General features: G+C 71.8%; 13 protein-coding genes. 7 read left to right on the top strand and 6 right to left on the bottom strand.

What is annotated here, in order from left to right:
* Positions 1-5: 5 nt before the first annotated feature.
* Entirely contained in the window at positions 6-1202 is a 1197-nt protein-coding gene (locus ABEA43_RS31525) for a hypothetical protein (protein WP_345567513.1), read from the top strand.
* Positions 1203-1248: 46 nt separating this feature from the next.
* Here the strand turns inward: ABEA43_RS31525 and ABEA43_RS31520 are convergent, their stop codons facing one another.
* Both ABEA43_RS31520 and ABEA43_RS31515 read right to left on the bottom strand, forming a co-directional pair.
* Entirely contained in the window at positions 1249-1788 is a 540-nt protein-coding gene (locus ABEA43_RS31520; protein ID WP_345567512.1) for a TetR/AcrR family transcriptional regulator, read from the bottom strand.
* Positions 1789-1792: 4 nt separating this feature from the next.
* The gene (locus tag ABEA43_RS31515; protein ID WP_345567510.1) at positions 1793-2407 is read right to left on the bottom strand and encodes a LysE family translocator; all 615 of its coding nucleotides are present in this window, start codon (positions 2405-2407) and stop codon (positions 1793-1795) included.
* Positions 2408-2509: 102 nt separating this feature from the next.
* On the opposite strand from ABEA43_RS31515, the gene ABEA43_RS31510 reads away from it, so the two are divergent.
* The 3 genes from ABEA43_RS31510 to ABEA43_RS31500 all read left to right on the top strand — a co-directional run bounded on the left by ABEA43_RS31510 (position 2510) and on the right by ABEA43_RS31500 (position 7457).
* A complete protein-coding gene (locus tag ABEA43_RS31510; protein WP_345567508.1) occupies positions 2510-5251 on the top strand; it encodes a helix-turn-helix transcriptional regulator in 2742 nt (913 codons plus the stop codon).
* 70 nt (positions 5252-5321) lie between these two features.
* Positions 5322-5777 (top strand): MarR family winged helix-turn-helix transcriptional regulator, encoded by a 456-nt coding sequence (locus ABEA43_RS31505; RefSeq protein ID WP_345567506.1) that lies wholly within the window; start codon positions 5322-5324, stop codon positions 5775-5777.
* Positions 5778-5852: 75 nt separating this feature from the next.
* Positions 5853-7457, top strand: coding sequence for an MFS transporter (locus tag ABEA43_RS31500; protein ID WP_345567504.1), 1605 nt, complete (start codon positions 5853-5855; stop codon positions 7455-7457).
* A gap of 124 nt (positions 7458-7581) precedes the next feature.
* Here the strand turns inward: ABEA43_RS31500 and ABEA43_RS31495 are convergent, their stop codons facing one another.
* The gene (locus ABEA43_RS31495) at positions 7582-8805 is read right to left on the bottom strand and encodes a hypothetical protein (protein ID WP_345567503.1); all 1224 of its coding nucleotides are present in this window, start codon (positions 8803-8805) and stop codon (positions 7582-7584) included.
* A gap of 232 nt (positions 8806-9037) precedes the next feature.
* On the opposite strand from ABEA43_RS31495, the gene ABEA43_RS31490 reads away from it, so the two are divergent.
* Positions 9038-10186, top strand: a complete 1149-nt coding sequence (locus ABEA43_RS31490) for a DUF418 domain-containing protein (RefSeq protein WP_345567501.1) — start codon at positions 9038-9040, stop codon at positions 10184-10186.
* Here ABEA43_RS31490 and ABEA43_RS31485 read toward each other — a convergent pair.
* Positions 10183-11124 carry an AraC family transcriptional regulator gene (locus ABEA43_RS31485; RefSeq protein ID WP_345567499.1) on the bottom strand — a complete coding sequence of 314 codons (942 nt, stop codon included), beginning with the start codon at positions 11122-11124 and terminating at the stop codon, positions 10183-10185. The genes ABEA43_RS31490 and ABEA43_RS31485 overlap by 4 nt on opposite strands.
* A gap of 164 nt (positions 11125-11288) precedes the next feature.
* Between ABEA43_RS31485 and ABEA43_RS31480 the strand changes: the two genes are divergently transcribed.
* Complete coding sequence (locus ABEA43_RS31480) at positions 11289-13442, top strand: hypothetical protein (RefSeq protein ID WP_345567497.1); 2154 nt, start codon at positions 11289-11291, stop codon at positions 13440-13442.
* Positions 13443-13452: 10 nt separating this feature from the next.
* Positions 13453-13824, top strand: coding sequence for a hypothetical protein (locus ABEA43_RS31475; protein ID WP_345567495.1), 372 nt, complete (start codon positions 13453-13455; stop codon positions 13822-13824).
* 12 nt (positions 13825-13836) lie between these two features.
* Here the strand turns inward: ABEA43_RS31475 and glpK are convergent, their stop codons facing one another.
* A complete protein-coding gene (glpK, locus tag ABEA43_RS31470; protein ID WP_345567493.1) occupies positions 13837-15354 on the bottom strand; it encodes a glycerol kinase GlpK in 1518 nt (505 codons plus the stop codon).
* A 61-nt stretch (positions 15355-15415) separates the two neighbouring features.
* Positions 15416-16225, bottom strand: coding sequence for an MIP/aquaporin family protein (locus tag ABEA43_RS31465; protein ID WP_345567491.1), 810 nt, complete (start codon positions 16223-16225; stop codon positions 15416-15418).
* Between the last annotated feature and the right edge of the window lie 59 nt (positions 16226-16284).

Below are 16284 nucleotides of genomic sequence, written 5' to 3'. Positions count from 1 at the left end.
TGGTTGTGGATAGTTCGGTGTACGTCTTCGCCGAGGACCTGCGCGGCGAGGGCGTCGAGCGGGTGCTCGACAGGATCAGTGGGTACGGCGTGTCCGGCGTCACCGTCGGCGCCGTGCATCATGCCTCCCGCGACGTCACCCCGCACGGGCTGTCCCGGCTGACCATCCGTCATGACGGGGCGCACTTCACCCCGCCGCCCGAGTTGTTCGCCGGGCTCCGGCTCGCACCGGTGCCTGGCTACCCGACCGCTCTCGACGGGCTTCGCGAAGCGTGTGCGAAGCGGTCCATGAAGCTCCACGGATGGACGGTCTTCCTGCGCAACGCGACGATCGGCACCGAACATCCGGACGTGACCGTACGCGACTGTTTCGGCGACCGCGGCTCGCTCACCGACCTGTGCCCCGCCCATCCGGACGTGCGCGACTACGCGGTCGCGCTGGCCAGGGCGGTGGCCAGGCTCGGCGTGGACAGCGTCGTGGCGGAGTCGCTGCACTTCAGGCCGCTCAAGCCGCAGCGCTCGTTCGTGCCGCTGGGGCCGATGGACGCCTACCTGTTCGGGCTCTGCTTCTGCGACTACTGCATGCGCAGGGCGACCGACCTGGGCGTCGACGCCGAGGTCGCGCGGGAGGAGTGCGCGCGGATCGTGGGCGGCGTGTTCGACGGTGATCCGGCCGCGCAGGGCGAGGTGACCAGGGCGGCGCTGACCGCGTACGCGGGGCCCGACGTCGTGGCCTACGCGCGGGCGCGCTCCGAGACCGTCACCACGCTGGTCTCCGAGGTGGCCTCCGCGGTCGCGGAGGACGGCTCCAAGCTGGTGTTCATCGACTCCACCGGGGCCGTCAAGGGCTACACCGACGGGTTGCCGACGCCCGGCCTGGCCGCGCACGACGCCTGGCAGCTCGGGGTCGACCTGGTCGCGCTGGGGGATCTCGTGCCCGCCTTCGGGGTGCTGGCCTACGCGCGCGACGCGGCCAGGGTGGCCGACGACGTGGGGGCCTATCTGCGGTCCGTCGGCAAGGACCGCGAGGTGCGGGCGGTGCTGCGGCCCGGCTATCCCGACAGCGACTCCACCGATCGGCTGGTGGCCAAGGCGCGGGCGGCCAAGGCGGCGGGGGCGCTGGCGGTGGACTTCTACGCGTACGGGCTGGTGCCCCACCCGGTGCTGGACCGCATCCCGGAAGCGCTGTCCGAAGCCCTGTAGGGCCCCGAGGTGCCGCCGGCTCAGATGCCGTTTGCGTGCCGCCGGCTCAGATGCCGTCGAGGAGCGCGGCGACCGCCTCGACGGGGAAGTCGTCCGTCATGCGCAGGCCCCTGAACACCGTGCGCATCCACACCGCCCCCGCCAGCAGATCGACGATCAGCATCGGATCGACCGACTGCTTGAGCTCGCCCCGGCGTACCGCGCGCTCGAAGATCTCCCGCTCCCGCGCGAACCTGTCGGCGAAGAAGCGGCGCGCGTCCAGCTCGGGATGGCGGACGGCGGCGCCGAGCGCGGCGACGGCGATGTCGCTGCCCGGCGGCTCGGTCAGGAGCCGCTTGATGCCCTCGACCAGCGCCACCAGGTCGCCGCGCAGGCTGCCTGTGTCCGGCGGCTCGAAGCCGAGCACGTCGGCCTCGACCAGCGCCGCTCCGAGCAGCGCGGCCTTCGACGGCCACCAGCGGTAGATCGTCGTCTTGTTGACGCCCGAGCGCTCGGCGACCCCCTCGACGGTCAGGCCGTCGTAGCCCTTCTCCGCGACCAGCCGCAGCGTCGCATCGAAGATCTCTTGCTGCTTCCTCGGCGCCATGGCCTCATCTTCTCCCGGCGAACGCGGTGGCCACGCCGAGACCCAGGTAGACGACGCCGCTGACGTACCGCAGGGTTCTGGAGCGCCTGGTGAGGCGGGTGGCGAGGGCGCCGGCGGTGAGCGCGTACACGATGTCCGAGATCAGGCCCAGGAGCAGCAGCGTCAGGCCGAACAGCGTCACCTGCAGGGCGGGGGAGCCCGCCCCCGGGACGACGAACTGCGGCAGGAATGCCAGGAAGAACAGCGCCACCTTGGGGTTCAGCACGTTGACGAGCACGCCTTCGAGGAAGACCTTGCGCAACGGCTGCGGCGGCGGCGCCGCGCCGTCCTCCTCCTTGCCGGTGAACGCGCGGATCCCCAGGTAGACGAGGTACGCGACGCCTGCCCACTTCACGATCGCGAACAGTGTCGCCGAGGTCGAGATCACGTACGACAGGCCCGCGGCGGCGGCCGCGATGTGCACGAGCGTGCCGGTCTCCACGCCGATCGCGCTGGCCAGGCCCGCCGTCCGCCCTTGGGCCAGCCCTCTGGCGGTGATGTAGAGGTGGTTCGGGCCCGGAATGAGCACCAGAGCGAGCGAGGCGCCCACGAACCAGGCGAAAGTCGTTGGAGAAATCATGAAACAGCAGCGTAAAATGGTTTTGGTATGTCAAAGAAGGCCAATAGCCGGCCAGTTTCCTGGACCAATCGAATGTCAGTGAGGCGTGGCATAGTTTCCTGCGTGAACGGTCTTCTCGTCGGGCGCTCAGCTGAGCTGGCCAGACTCGTGCGGGTGCTCCGCGCCGCCGCCGAGGGCACGGCCGGCGTGGCGCTCGTCGGCGGGGACGCCGGCATCGGCAAGACCCGGCTGACCGCCGAGCTGGTCTCCGAGGCCCGCGAGTGCGGCTTCAACGTGCTGGTCGGCCAGTGCGCCGAGCTCGGTGACGCGCTGCCCTACCTGCCGCTGGCCGACGCGCTGCGCGGCGCGGAGCCCGCCGTCCGCGAGGCCGCCTCCGCCCACCCCATGCTGGGCCAGTTGCTGCCCGGCACGGAGAGCGCCCCGTCCACCGGGCTCACCCAGCAGCGGCTGTTCGGCTCGCTGCTCGGGCTGCTCGCCGACGTTCAGCCGGTGCTGTTCGTGATCGAGGACCTGCACTGGGCCGACCGGTCCACCCGCGACCTGCTGGTCTTCCTCAGCCGCATGGTCCAGACCGAGCGGGTCTGCGTGGTCGGCACCTATCGCACCGACGACCTGCACCGCCGCCATCCGCTGCGCTCGGTGCTGGCCGAGCTGAAGCGGCTGCCCACGGTGACGAACGTCGAGCTGAGGCCACTGGCCTCCGGCGAAATGTCCGACTATGTCGCCACTTTGGGGCAGGTCGATGCTCAGGAGCTCGGCCTCATCGTGTCCCGCGCCGACGGCAACCCGTTCTACGCGGAGGAGCTGTTCGCGGCCATGGCCGAGGGCGACAGCCTGCCCGACGGGCTGGCCAGCCTGCTCATGTCCAGGGTCGAGGTGCTGTCGGAGGCCGGGCAGCGGGTGCTGCGCGCCGCCGCGGTGGCCGGCCGCAGGGTGGAGGACGAGCTGCTGCGCGAGGTGTCGGGGCTGCCGCTGACGGAGTTCGAGGAGGCGATGCGGGAGATCGTCTCGCGCGGGCTGCTCAGGGTCGACGGCTACGGCTACGCCTTCCGCCATGCGCTCCTGCAGGAGGCGGTCTACACCGACCTGCTGCCCGGCGAGCGCACTCGCCTGCATGCCACGTTCGCCCATCTGCTGACCGCGCCGGCCGAGCTGGCCCACCACTACCTCGCCGGCCACGACCTGGCAGGGGCGCTGAAGGCCTCCGCGGAGGCGGGCCGGCTGGCCGAGCGCCTCGGCGCGCCCGCCGAGGCCCACAGCCACTACGACCAGGCCCTCAGCCTGTGGGAGCGGGTGCAGGACGCGGCCGTGCTGGCCGAGGAGAGCCGGGCCGAGCTGGCCTTCCGCAGCGCCGTCATGGCGGCCGACAGCGGCGACAACCACCGCGCGATCACTCAGCTCCGCGTCCTGCCGCCGACGTCCGAGGTCGACGAGCGGCTGGCCTACTACCTCTACGAGACCGACGACCCGGCAGGGGCGATGGCGGCGGCACAGCGCGCGGTCGAGAGCGCGCGTGACGAGTCCGCGCTGGCCCGCGCCCTGGCCACCCAGGCCCGCACGCTGCTGTGGAGCCCACGGCACCGGGAGGTGGAAGACCTCACGGCCAGGGCGCTGGCGACGGCCCGCGCGGCCGGGGCCAAGGACGCCGAGGTGGGCGCGCTGCTCACGCTGGCCACCTACGTCGAGCACCGGGGCGACGTGCACAGGGCCCATGAGCTGGTCGAGACCGCCTCCGCCGAAGGCACCGGCGACCTGGCCATGGACCTGCGGGCCCGCTTCCACCACGCTCGCATCCACTACGAGCAGGGCCTGCTCGCGCAGGCGGCCGAGGTCGCCGACGAGGGCGTCAGGATGGCCGTGGAGACCGGCCTCAACTGGAGCACCTACGGCACCGACCTGCGGTTCCTGCGCTTCCTCATCCACTACGTCGCGGGCGAGTGGGACCAGGCGGAGGCGGTCGCGGCCGGGTTCGGGGCGCGGGTGGGCACGCTGCCCGAGGCGATCCTGTCGTCGTTCGCGCTGTTCATCGAGGTGGCGCGCGACCTGCCCGCGGTCGAGGCCCGGCTGAGCTGGCTGCGGCCCTTCTGGTCCGACGAGCTGGCCGTCTACATGTCCAGAGGGCTCGCCGCCGAGCACGCGCTGTGGCACGGCGATCCCGCGGCGGCGCTCGACCACGTGCGCGCGGCCCTGGCGCCGCTGGTCGAGGGCGACGCGAGCACGCTCCGGCTGGCCGCCGTCGGGCTGTGGGCGCTGGCCGAGCTGGGCACCACGGAGGGTGCCGACGAGCTGGTCTCCCAGGCGCGCTTCGCGGTCGACTCCGGGCCCACCGGCGAGCGCGGCCACCTGGGGTCCGAGGGGCTGGCCTGGGCGCTGCGGGCCGAGGCGGAGTGGCATCGCGTCCACGGGCGGCTCGACGTGGATCTGTGGCGGCAGGTGGTGGCAGCCTTCGACTTCGGGTTCGTCTACGAGGTGGCGCGGGCCCGGTGGCGGCTGTCGGAGGCGCTGCTGGCGGCCGGTGATCGGGCGGCGGCGCAGGTGGAGTGGGAGCTGGCCAGGGAGACGGCGGGCAAGCTGCGGGCGGTGCCGCTGGAAAACGCGTTGACCGAGTTCGGGCGGCGGGCGCGGTTCGGGGGCGGGGGCGCCGGCGACGGCGGGTTGACGGCTCGGGAGGTGGAGGTCCTGCGGCTGGTCGCGGAGGGGCTGACCAACCGGGAGGTCGCTGAGCGGTTGTTCATCGCACAGAAGACGGTGAGCGTGCACGTGTCCAACATCCTGGGCAAGCTGGAGGTGTCCACGCGCACCCAGGCTGCGGCGGCGGGGCGAGAGCGCGGCTTGCTGCCCTGACCAGCGGCTGTGTGCTCTCTCACATATAACTAGCTAACTTAATTAGTTACTTCTGTAGTAGTCTTCAACCATGACCAATGCGGCACCGAACTGGGCGACCGGCGACCCCATCATGGCGAGCCTGCAGCTGATCGGGTTGCTGACCCGCCAGGTGGAGCAGCGCCTGAGCCAGGCCCTGGGCATCAACTCCACCGACCTGTCGGCGATCGAGCATCTGATCACCGACGGCCCGCTCACCGCCAAGGACCTGGCCGACCGGCTGCAGGTCTCGACGGCGGCGAGCACGCACATCGTCGACCGCCTCGAGCGGGCCGGTCACATCACGCGGCAGCCGCACCCCACCGATCGCCGCAAGGTGCTCGTCCTGGTCTCCGACGCCTCGAAGGACAAGCTCTTCGAGAACCTCACCCCGCTGATCAACGGGGTGCGCGAGCACGTCGGCAAGCTCGGCGACGCCGAGCGGGAGGCCATCGAGCAGTTCCTGAGCGGCGTCGTCGAGATCTACACCGCCGCCGCGGAGTCCTAAGCCCCGCCGTCTCACTCCCGGTCGCGCCCACGCGCGGACCGGTTCTCCACCATGCCCTTTTCCGGAGGCTCACGCATGTCCGCCCCTTCTCCCGCTCGCCGATGGCTCGGTCTGATGGCCATCGCGCTGGGTGTGGCACTGATCGTGGTCGACACCACGATCGTCAATGTGATCATCCCGCCGATCATCGAGGACCTGAAGGTCAACGCCACCCAGGCGCAGTGGATTCAGGAGTCCTACGCGATCGTCTTCGCCGCGCTGCTCCTGCTGACCGGCCGCTACTCCGACATTCTCGGCGCCAGGCGGGTCTTCCTCGCCGGGGTGGTCGTCTTCGGCGCGACCAGCTTGCTGGCCGGCCTCGCGCCCGATGGCGGCCTGCTCATCCTGGCCCGCTTCCTGCAGGGCGCGGGGGCCGCGATGATCCTGCCGACCTCGCTGGCGCTGCTCAACGCCTCCTTCACCGGCAAGGCCCGCGGTCAGGCGTTCGCCGTATGGGGTTCCACCATCGGTGCCGCCGCCGCGTTCGGCCCGGCACTGGGCGGCTGGCTGTCGGAGCATGCCTCCTGGCGCTGGGCCTTCGGCATCAACATCCCGCTGTCGTTGCTGATCTTGGCCGGCGGCATGATGTTCCTGGCCCGCTCGCCCAGGAAACCCGCGCGCATCGACGCCACCGGAGCGGCCCTGTCGATCCTCGGTCTCGGGCTGCTCGCGTTCGCACTGGTCGAGGGGCGTACCTACGGCTGGCTGGCCCTCATCGAGCCGCTCGACGTCCTCGGCTTCACCTGGGACAGCGGCCCGTCGCCCGTCCTGGCGGCGCTGGTGCTGTCCGCGCTGGCACTGATCGGCTTCGTCCGCAGGCAGGCCGTACTCACCAGAAGCGCGGAGCCCGCCAGGGCGCTGATGGACGTCCGGCTGTTCTCCATCTCCTCCTTCCGCAACGGCAACATCGCCACCACGATCATCGGGCTCGGCGAGTACGGCATCATCGCGGTGCTGCCGCTGTGGCTGCAGTTCACCCTCGGCTACAGCGCGGTCCAGGCGGGTCTGTCCCTGCTGGCCGTGGCCGTGGGCAGCTTCGTGGCCAGCGGTGCCAGCTTCGGGCTGGCCACCAAGGTTCCGGCTCTCGGCCTGGTCCGGATCGGGCTGGCGCTGGAGGCGGCGGGCCTGGTCGTGCTCGGGCTGATCGCCGCGACCGACAGCCCGTGGTGGACGATCGCCGGGGCTCTCTGCCTGTACGGCGTGGGCGTCGGGTTCGCCACCGCCCAGGTCACGAACGTCGTCCTGGCCGATGTGCCCGAGACGAGTTCGGGGCAGGGATCCGGCGTGCAGAGCGCGTTCAGGCAGCTCGGCTCGGCGCTCGGCATCGCCGTACTCTTCACGGTGTTCTTCACCGCGCTCGGCACCAACCTGCAGGACAGGTTGACCGAATCGGGGCTTCCCCTGGCTCAGGCCGAGCAGCTGGCACGCACGGTCACCGACAGTGCGGGCGCCGCGATCGCGCCACTGGCCGCGAACCCGAGCACCGCCACCGTGGCCGAGTCCGCGCACGAGGCGATGACCGGCGGGCTGGCCCTCGGCGCGTACGTCGGAGCGGGTTTCCTGCTCCTCGCCCTGCTGGCCACCGCCCTGATCCCCGCCGCCAGGAACGCCAGCCAGCACAGGCAACCGGCACACCACTGATCGTCAGGGCCGTTTCACCCCCTATTTCCAAAGGAGCGCACGATCACCGAGCTGGAGATTCTGCGGGGCGAGCTGTCCGCGCGTCTGTACGAGCGCACCCGCCAACCGGTTACCGGGGTGCGGGTCAGCTCGTGATCGTCAGGTCGCGCAGGAGGAAGTAGCTGGCGAGGTCGGTCTGCAGGTAGGTGTGGAACTTCGTGGCCTTGGAACGGGCTGACTTGTCGGCGGTGACGATCGTGACGATCACATACTTCTTGGACGCGCCCGAGCGGATCTTGCCGTACGAGTAGTTGGCGTGGGCCTTCTCCTTGCGCCAGCGCACGGCGTCGGAGGAGAGCTTGGCCAGCTTCGCGGCCGTGGTCTTGGCGGCCTTGTCACTGGGGAAGGCCATCATGACCTGGACCGCCTTGAGGTGCCCGCCGTAGGCCGAGTAGGCGACCTCGACGGCGCGTACGCAGTCGTTCTTGGCCAGCACGCCCTGGCCGTCCACCGGGTCGCAGTTGCCGTACGTCCAGCCGCCCACCTTGTCGGCGTTGAGTTTCACGCTTCCGAGCCCGAACTTCCAGTCCTCGAACTCGTCGTCGGTGATCGGTGAGCCCGGCTGCGCCCGCTTCGAGGTCGGCACCGAGTCGGTCGGGGTGGTGCTCGGCTCGGCGGTGGGGGACTCCGACGGGTCGGACGATGGCGGGTCGGACTGCGGGGGCGTGGTCGTCGCCGTGGGGATGGGCTCCAGGGTGGGCATGGCGATGGTGGGTGCCGGGCCGCGGGAGCTGAGGTAGGCGTACGCGCCGAAGCCGCCGCCGCCCAGCACGAGCACGGCCAGGGCGGCGACCAGGCCGATGACCAGGCCGTTGGAGCTCTTCGCCGGGGGTTGGCCGGTGGCGTGGGGGCCGGTCGGCGCCCAGCCCGGTCCGTACGGGCCCGCACCCTGCCCCGGCTGCTGCCCATAGCCCTGCTGCGCGTACTCCTGCTGTCCGTAGCCCTGCTGCCCGTACCCCTGCTGCCCATAACCCTGCGGGCCGTAGCCCGGCTGGGTGGGACCCTGCCCCGGGGGCGGGCCGTACTGGGGAGGCGGGGCGCCCTGGCCGGGCTGCGGGCCATAACCGGGAGGCGGGCCTTGCTGTGGGCCATAACCGGAGGGCTGCGGGCCGTAATTGGCGGGCTGGCCGGGCGGAGGGCTGTAGTTGCCAGGCTGGCCGGGCTGAGGGCCGGAACCGGGGGGCGGGCCGGGTTGGGGGCCGTGGTTCTGCGGCGGCGGGCCGTACCCTTGCGGCGCTCCTTGCCCCTGTGCTCCCCAGGGGTCCTGGGGCTGAGGCTGAGGTTGTGGAGGCTGTGGAGGGTATGCCATCCCTCCATTGTGGGGTAGTTCGTTCCCTTGCGCCCCATCTACCCCACCAAAAACCTCACCGACCCCAGCCGCGAGAGCCCGTTCAGCACCCCGATCGGCGCGGCGGTGAGGCTGTCACCCGACGGACCCGCGACGAAGTAGCCGCCGGCCCCCGGGATGCCGTCTTTAGTCGGCTCGGGATGAGACGAAGGTTCGATGCCGGGGCATCGCCGCTGTTCGTAGCTTCAGGTCCATGACGGAAACCCGTACCCCGCTCGCCGGGCGCGTCCACGAGGTCGATGTGGTGCGCGGGTTCGCGCTGGCCGGCATCCTCGTCGCGAACATCGGCTTCTTCGCCGATCCCGGCTACGCCATGGAAGGCAGCATGCCGATCCCGGACGGGCCGGTGGCGCTGGCCATCACGGCCTTCGTCCTGACCAAGTTCTACATCATCTTCTCCTTCCTGTTCGGCTACTCGTTCACCCTGCAGCTGCGCTCGGCCGAGCGGGCGGGGGCGAGCGTGCGGGCCAGGACGCTGCGCAGGTGCCTGGGCCTGTTCGTGATCGGGGTGCTGCACGGCGTGCTGCTGTGGGTCGGCGACATCCTCACCCTGTACGCCGTGCTGGGCCTGATCCTGCTGGCCCTGCGCGGCATCAAGCCGAAGACCGCGGTGGTCGCCGGATCGGTGATCGTCGGCGTGCTCACCCTGCTGATGGCGCTGCTGGCGTGGCTGACCACGCTCGATCCGGCGGCGGGTCAGACGCCCGCGGCGGATCCGAGCGTGGCCGCCAGGACACTCGCGCTGGCCACCGGCGGGCCGCTCGACTTCCTGAGCCTGCAGGTCGAGCTCTATCCGCCGCTCGTGGCGATGATCTGGGCGTTCCAGGGGCCGATGGCGCTGGCCATGTTCCTGTTCGGGCTGGCGGCGGGCAAGTCGAGGCTGCTGGAGGAGACCGAGCGATGGTGGCACCTGCTGCCGCGGATCCAGTGGCTGGGCTTCGGACTCGGCATCCCGGGCGGGATCCTGTTCGCCCTGACCGCCAGCCGGGAAGGGGCGCCGGAGCTGATGGGCATCGCGGTGAGCAACGTGACCTCGCTGCTGCTGGCCGCGGCCTACGTGGCGACCCTGCTGCGGGTGATCAGGCGCTTCCCCGCCGCCGGCCGGGCGCTGGCCCCCGCGGGCCGGATCGCCGCCTCCAACTACCTGGGTCAGTCGGTGCTCGCCTGCCTGGTCTTCACCGGGTACGGCCTCGCGCTGGCGGGCCGGCTGTCGCCGATCGCGGTGATGGGCGTGGCCCTGGTGATCTACACGGTCCTGCTCTGGCTCAGCGCGCGCTGGCTGCGCACCCACCGCTACGGGCCCGTCGAGTACGCCCTGCGCCGCCTGACGAACTGGAGCTAGGCGGAACGGGCGGCGGCCTCGCCGCAGACGTGGCGGCGGTACCGGCCGGGGGCCAGCCCGTACTCACGCTTGAACGCGTTGCCGAACGCGAACTCCGACCCGTAGCCGACCCGGTCCGCCACCTCCGCCACCGAGGCGTCGGACTCGCGCAGCAGGCGGGCCGCCACGGCCAGCCGCCACCAGGTGAGGTAGGCCAGCGGCGGCCGGCCGACGAGGCCGGTGAAGCGGCGGGCGAAGCCGGCGCGCGAGAGCCCGGCGTGCGCGCCGAGCGACTCGACCGTCCAGCGGTCCGCGGGGGCGCGGTGGATGGCGTCGAGCGCGCGGCTGATGGCCGGGTCGGCGAGCGCCGCGGCCCAGCCGGTGCGTTCGCACGCCCCGCCTTCGAGGTCGAACCAGGCGCGCAGGATGTAGAGCTGCAGCATGTCGAGCAGGGACGTGACCACGGTGTCCGCGCCCAGCCGCGGATGGTCGATCTCGCCGGCCAGCAGCTCGACGGCGGCTCGGAGCTCCGGATGGTGCCCGAGCGTCGTGGGCAGGTGGATCACGCTGGGCAGCCCGGCCAGGATGGGGTGGGTCCGGCCGGGGTCGAGCTGGTATCCGCAGGCGAGAGTGACCGTCTCGGCCCCCGCGCCGCCGAACCCGGCCGAGCCGAACAGCCCGGCGTCCCCTTCGCAGGAGGGGGCGGTCAGCGGGCTGCCGGGGTCGTCGGCGAGGGCGTAGCCGTCACCGTGCGGCAGGAACACCACGTCGCCCACGCTCAGCGGCACGGGCTCGCCGGCCGGCGGGATGAGCCAGCACGAGCCGCGCAGCACCACCTGGAAGCCCGCGGACCCGGGCGCGGATGGGAACTCCTGACCCCAGGGGGCGCGCCAGGAGATGCGCGCGGACGTCGGGCGGCCGGTCCGCATGAGCGCGACGACGTCGCTGAGGACATCCATGAGCGAAGTCTACAGCGGGAGACTTTCACGCATGGATTGCCGATATCCGCGCATCGTTCATCTCAGAGGGCGTAACCGCTACGAGTCTCGGTTGTAGGTATTTATCCCTGTTCACCAGCCCTCTGCGCAGGCACGATCCTGAGTGATGGCAGGAGGGAGCAGCCGTGCCGGTGACCTGGGGAGCCGTACGCGGACGGGTCGTCTTCGACAGTTCGCAGCACCACATGTTCGTGGAGCAGCAGTCGTCCGGATTCTCCTGGACCGGCAGCCGCTCTCTGCTGCTGACCGACCAGCCCGCCGTGTACGTCCACGACACCGGCGGGCTCGGCACCCCGGTCGTCACCGCGCTGGACCCGGCGAAGGACCCCGACGCCACGATCGGGCTGGCCGACCGGAGCACCAGGCTCGTCGCCGACCTCACGCTGCCGCAGGGCCGGTCGATCCGGCTCACCTCGGGCGAGCTGCCCGAGCCCGCGCTCGCCGCGCTGACCGGGCTGCGCGGCCGATTGATGCCGGACGCCGCGACGACCGACTTCATCAGCCCCTGCGCGGTCTCCGTCACCCCCTGGTACGAGTCGGAGCCCGACCGGTCCGCGCTGGACGAGGACGACGACTCCACCCCCGCCGAGCTGATGGCGTACGTCGTCGTCGCCGGAGGGCGGCTGCGGCTGCGCAGCCAGGGGAAAGTCCTCCTGGAATGGCCCGTGAACCGGGTCACCGTGACCCCCGCCGGGCCGAGCGCAGCCGAGCTGCGCGGCGGCGCCCTGCTCGGCGGGCACTTCCTGACCGGTGCCACCCTGCACCTCGTCACCCCCCTGGTACGGCGGGCCTTCCTCGCCGTCATCGGGTCGGCGGGACCTGGACCGGGCATCGTCGGCACCTCCGCGCCCGTGTCGGTACGCGGCCTGGGCGGCGCCGGGGCGCGCAAGACGGACTGCGTGCTGAGCGAGGGCGCGCTGGAGTTCCAGTCACCGGAGACGCAGCGCGTGCTCGCGCACTTCGACCTCGGCGATCCGCACCTGCGGATCGCCGGGACGGCCGAGCGGTTCGTGGTGTTCAGCCCGGCGCACGGGCCGGTGACGGTGGAATGCGCCTCCGAGGTGTTCGGGCGCCGGCTGTACGGCAACGCCCGGCTGCGGGCCGCCGCCGAGCACACGCTCACCTCGGGCGTCCTGCCCGCCGAGCTGGCCGACGGCCGGCCGGTCGCGTGCGCGTTCGCGCCGGACGGCATGCGAGTCAAGGGCTCCGGGGTCAACCTGCGGATCGCGTACGAGTCGATCAGGACGGTCGAGGCCGAGCCCAAGCCGCCACGGGCGGAGATGCGGCTGACGACCGAGCGCACCGACCTGCGGATCGTCGCCCAGCCGGAGCTCGTCCAGGCGCTGCACACCGAGGTCAGGGCGTGGAGCAACGCGTGCGCGGGCGCGGGGCGGATCCCGGACATGCTGCGCGCGGCGGTCGGGCTGGAGGAGGACTACCTGCTCTACACGGTGTTCGGCCCGTTCTACGAGCTGCACGCCGCGCTGCTCGGCGACGTCGGGGCGGACGGCCTGGGCACGCCGGTCCCGCCGCCCGGCCCGCCGGAGGAGCGCTCGCGCGTGGCGGCCGTCCTCCAGGCCGGGCTCGGCGAGCTGCAGACCCATCTGGACCAGGTGGGCTACGTGCTGCCCGCCTTCCTGCGGCATCGGGACGCGTGCCTGATGGCGGCGGTCACCGGCGGCGCGGAGCCGGACTGGCTGAAGGCGGGCGAGGCGAAGCTGCGGGTCGCGTTCGCGCCGGTGCAGCGGGCCGCGGCGGAGACCGCGCAGCTCGCCGGGCAGCTGTCGCGGGTGATGGACCTCGATCCGGCCGCGCTGCCGAAGGTCAGCTACGCGGGGGCGGCGCTGTCGTTCGGGGCGGCGGCGCTGCTGAACCCGGTGTTCGCGGTGTCGGGGATCTCGCAGGCCTACTCGTCGCACGCGCAGGGGGAGCAGCGCAAGGCGCAGGTGACCGCCCAGTCGGAGCGCGGCTGGGCGGTGGTGCTGGAGCGCTGGAACGCGCTGGTGGGCACCGCGCTGCCGGTCCTCGGGTACGTACTGACCGAGAACGTGTTCGGCCTGCGGTGGGAGAGCGCCCGCCGCATCGGCCAGGAGCTCGGCGCCGCGCCCGAGGCCGCCAGGCCGGCGGTGCTGCGCGCGGTGGCCCGCCGGCTGGCCACACTCGACGTCATGCGGCGCTACCCGGGCGGCTCAGGGGTCCGGCTGCGGCGCGGCGAGATCGCCGATCACCTGCGGACCGCCCGCGAGAACGTCCCCACTCCGCGTTTCCTCGACTTCTGAAAGGCACGTCATGCCGATCTTCAGCAGCCAGTTCGATCGGGCCCGCGAGCTGTCGCAGACCTACGCGGGGGAGGCGTCGGAGCGCCGCTTCTGGATCCCGGCCGCCGTCGCCGTGGCGGGTGCGGCGGGCGTCACGGCCCTGGCCGCGGCGGGCGACGCCGAGGCCGCGACGGAGCCGGTGACGGAGGCGTCCGAGTGGGGCGCGGGCTGGGACGAGGGCTGGGGGACCGGCCCGGCAGCCGACGACGACTCGCAGGCGGCTCCCGGCGGTGACGACGGCGGCGCGTGGTCGTACCACAGCGACTACACCGGCGCGTCGGTCGGCGGTGACGGCGACTTCTTCTACTTCGTGGACGGCGACACCAGCTACACCATCGGCTGAGCGCCCCGACGGTCAGCCGATCTCGCCCCACCCGAACGTCCTCGTCACGGCCTTCTTCCACCCCGCGTAGCCCTCGTCGCGCTGCTCCTGGCTCCAGGACGGCTCCCAGCGGCGGTCCTCCGCCCAGTGGGCCCGCAGCTCCTCGACGTCCTGCCAGAAGCCGACGGCCAGCCCGGCCGCGTACGCCGCGCCGAGCGCGGTGGTCTCGGCGACGACCGGGCGGCTGACGGGCACACCGAGGATGTCGGACTGGAGCTGCATGCACAGGTTGTTCGCGGTGACGCCGCCGTCCACCTTCAGCACGTCCAGGACGACCCCGGAGTCCTGCTGCATCGCCTCCACGACGTCCCTGCTCTGGTAGCAGATCGCCTCCAGGGTGGCGCGGGCGAGGTGGGCGTCGTTGTTGAAGCGCGAGAGGCCGACGATCGCGCCGCGGGCGTCCGCGCGCCAGTAGGGGGCGAACAGGCCGGAGAACGCCGGCACGAAGTACATCCCCCCGGAGTCCTCCACCTGCCGGGCCAGCGCCTCGCTCTGCGCGGCGGAGCTGATGACGTGGAGCTGGTCGCGCAGCCACTGCACGGCCGAGCCGGTCACCGCGATCGAGCCTTCGAGCGCGAACACCGGGGGCTGGTCGCCGAACTTGTAGGCGACGGTGGTGAGCAGGCCGCTCTGCGAGCGTACGAGGTTGGTGCCGGTGTTGAGCAGCATGAAGTTGCCGGTGCCGTAGGTGTTCTTGGCCTCGCCGGGGGAGAAGCAGACCTGCCCGACGGTGGCGGCCTGCTGGTCGCCCAGGATGCCGGTGATCGGCACCTGCCCGCCGACCGGCCCGTACGGGATCGTCTCGCCGTACGCGGCCGGCTCCGACGACGGCCGGATCTCCGGCAGCATCTGGCGCGGGATGCCGAAGAAGGACAGCAGCTCGTCGTCCCAGTCGAGGGTCTCCAGGTTCATCAGCATCGTGCGGCTGGCGTTGGTGACGTCGGTGATGTGCACGCCGCCGTTGGTGCCGCCGGTGAGGTTCCACACGGTCCAGGTGTCGGTGTTGCCGAAGACGGCCTCGCCCCGGTCCACCGCCTCGCGGACGCCGTCCACGTTCTCCAGGATCCACTGGATCTTGCCGCCGGAGAAGTACGCGTCCGGCCGCAGGCCCGTCTTCCTGCGGATGACGTCGCCCCGGCCGTCCCGGTCCAGCGCGGCGGCGATCCGGTCGGTCCTGGTGTCCTGCCAGACGAGCGCGTTGTAGTACGGGCGGCCGGTGCGCGGGTTCCACACGACCGTGGTCTCGCGCTGGTTGGTGACACCCAGCGCGGCCAGGTCGGTGTCGTGCAGCCCGGCCCGCTGGAGCGTGGTCTGGATGACGGCGGCGGTCCTGGTCCAGATCTCGATCGGGTTGTGCTCCACCCAGCCGGCCCTGGGCAGGATCTGCTCGTGTTCGAGCTGGTATTTACCGATCTCGGCGCCCGCGTGATCGAAGATCATGAAGCGGGTGCTGGTCGTGCCCTGGTCGATGGCGCCCACGAACTCGGGCATGTCGTTCTCCTTCGCGGGTTTCCGGCGGGTACGAGCGGGTTTGAGGGATGGTCAGGCGGTCTCAGGCGTCTGACGGTTTCACGGAGTCGCGGTCCTCGCCGGGCGGCAGGAAGCGGGCGATGCACGCCTGGTACAGCCCGGCCCCGATGATCCCGCCGATCACGGGGCCGACGATGGGCACCCAGAAGTACAGGTCGCCGTACTGATCTCGCCACGCCGTCGCGTACCCGGTCAGGAACGAGGCCAGGCGCGGGCCGAAGTCGCGGGCCGGGTTGATCGCGTAGCCGGCGTCCGCGCCAAAAGCCATCCCGATCGCGACGATCAGCAGGCCGATGACGACGGGGCCGAGGTTCGCGCTCGGCGCCATGTTCCTGGTGTCGGACAGGGCGAAGATGACGAACAGCAGGATCGCGGTGCCGATGATCTGGTCCCGGAGCGCGCCCCACTGGCTCACCGGCAGCGTGCCGTTCCCCGGCAGGGTGGAGAAGACGCCTTGTGTCTTGAGCGTGTGGCCGGGGTCGGCCATGGCCAGCACCTCGGTGTAGTTCCAGCGGACCAGCAGTGCGCCGGCGAAGGCGCCCGCGGTCTGCGCCAGGGCGAACGGCGCGACCTTGTTCCAGGCGAAGCCGCGGAAGGCGGCGAAGGCCAGCGTGACCGCGGGGTTGAGGTGCGCGCCGGTGGTACGGCCCGCGACATAGACGCCGAGCGCGACGCCGATTCCCCAGGCCCAGGCGATGCTGTCGTGGTCGCCGAGCCCGGCGGCCACCACCTGCGCGACCACGCCGACGCCGAAGAGGATGAGCACCATCGTCCCGGCGAACTCGGCGATCAGCTCGCCGGCCAGCCCCATCCGGTTGAGACGTTCGACCACTTCACTCCCCGCTTTCTGGCCCCTTGTGTGCCATTCCCGAATCGAGGGAATGCATACGG

It is taken from the genome of Nonomuraea rosea (genome assembly GCF_039539705.1).
In the GTDB taxonomy this organism is placed as follows: Bacteria; Actinomycetota; Actinomycetes; order Streptosporangiales; family Streptosporangiaceae; genus Nonomuraea; species Nonomuraea rosea.
The sequence above is the reverse complement of the archived record's forward strand: the minus strand, read 5'-3'. Positions and strand labels throughout refer to the sequence as shown.

What these genes read in the sequence shown, in the direction of transcription:
- ABEA43_RS31505 (WP_345567506.1), top strand. Translation starts at nt 5,322, where the DNA reads ATGACCAATGCGGCACCGAACTGGGCGACCGGCGACCCCATCATGGCG.
- ABEA43_RS31490 (WP_345567501.1), top strand. Translation starts at nt 9,038, where the DNA reads ATGACGGAAACCCGTACCCCGCTCGCCGGGCGCGTCCACGAGGTCGAT.
- ABEA43_RS31520 (WP_345567512.1), bottom strand. Translation starts at nt 1,788, where the DNA reads ATGGCGCCGAGGAAGCAGCAAGAGATCTTCGATGCGACGCTGCGGCTG.
- ABEA43_RS31500 (WP_345567504.1), top strand. Translation starts at nt 5,853, where the DNA reads ATGTCCGCCCCTTCTCCCGCTCGCCGATGGCTCGGTCTGATGGCCATC.
- glpK (WP_345567493.1), bottom strand. Translation starts at nt 15,354, where the DNA reads ATGCCCGAGTTCGTGGGCGCCATCGACCAGGGCACGACCAGCACCCGC.
- ABEA43_RS31495 (WP_345567503.1), bottom strand. Translation starts at nt 8,805, where the DNA reads ATGGCATACCCTCCACAGCCTCCACAACCTCAGCCTCAGCCCCAGGAC.
- ABEA43_RS31475 (WP_345567495.1), top strand. Translation starts at nt 13,453, where the DNA reads ATGCCGATCTTCAGCAGCCAGTTCGATCGGGCCCGCGAGCTGTCGCAG.
- ABEA43_RS31485 (WP_345567499.1), bottom strand. Translation starts at nt 11,124, where the DNA reads ATGGATGTCCTCAGCGACGTCGTCGCGCTCATGCGGACCGGCCGCCCG.
- ABEA43_RS31515 (WP_345567510.1), bottom strand. Translation starts at nt 2,407, where the DNA reads ATGATTTCTCCAACGACTTTCGCCTGGTTCGTGGGCGCCTCGCTCGCT.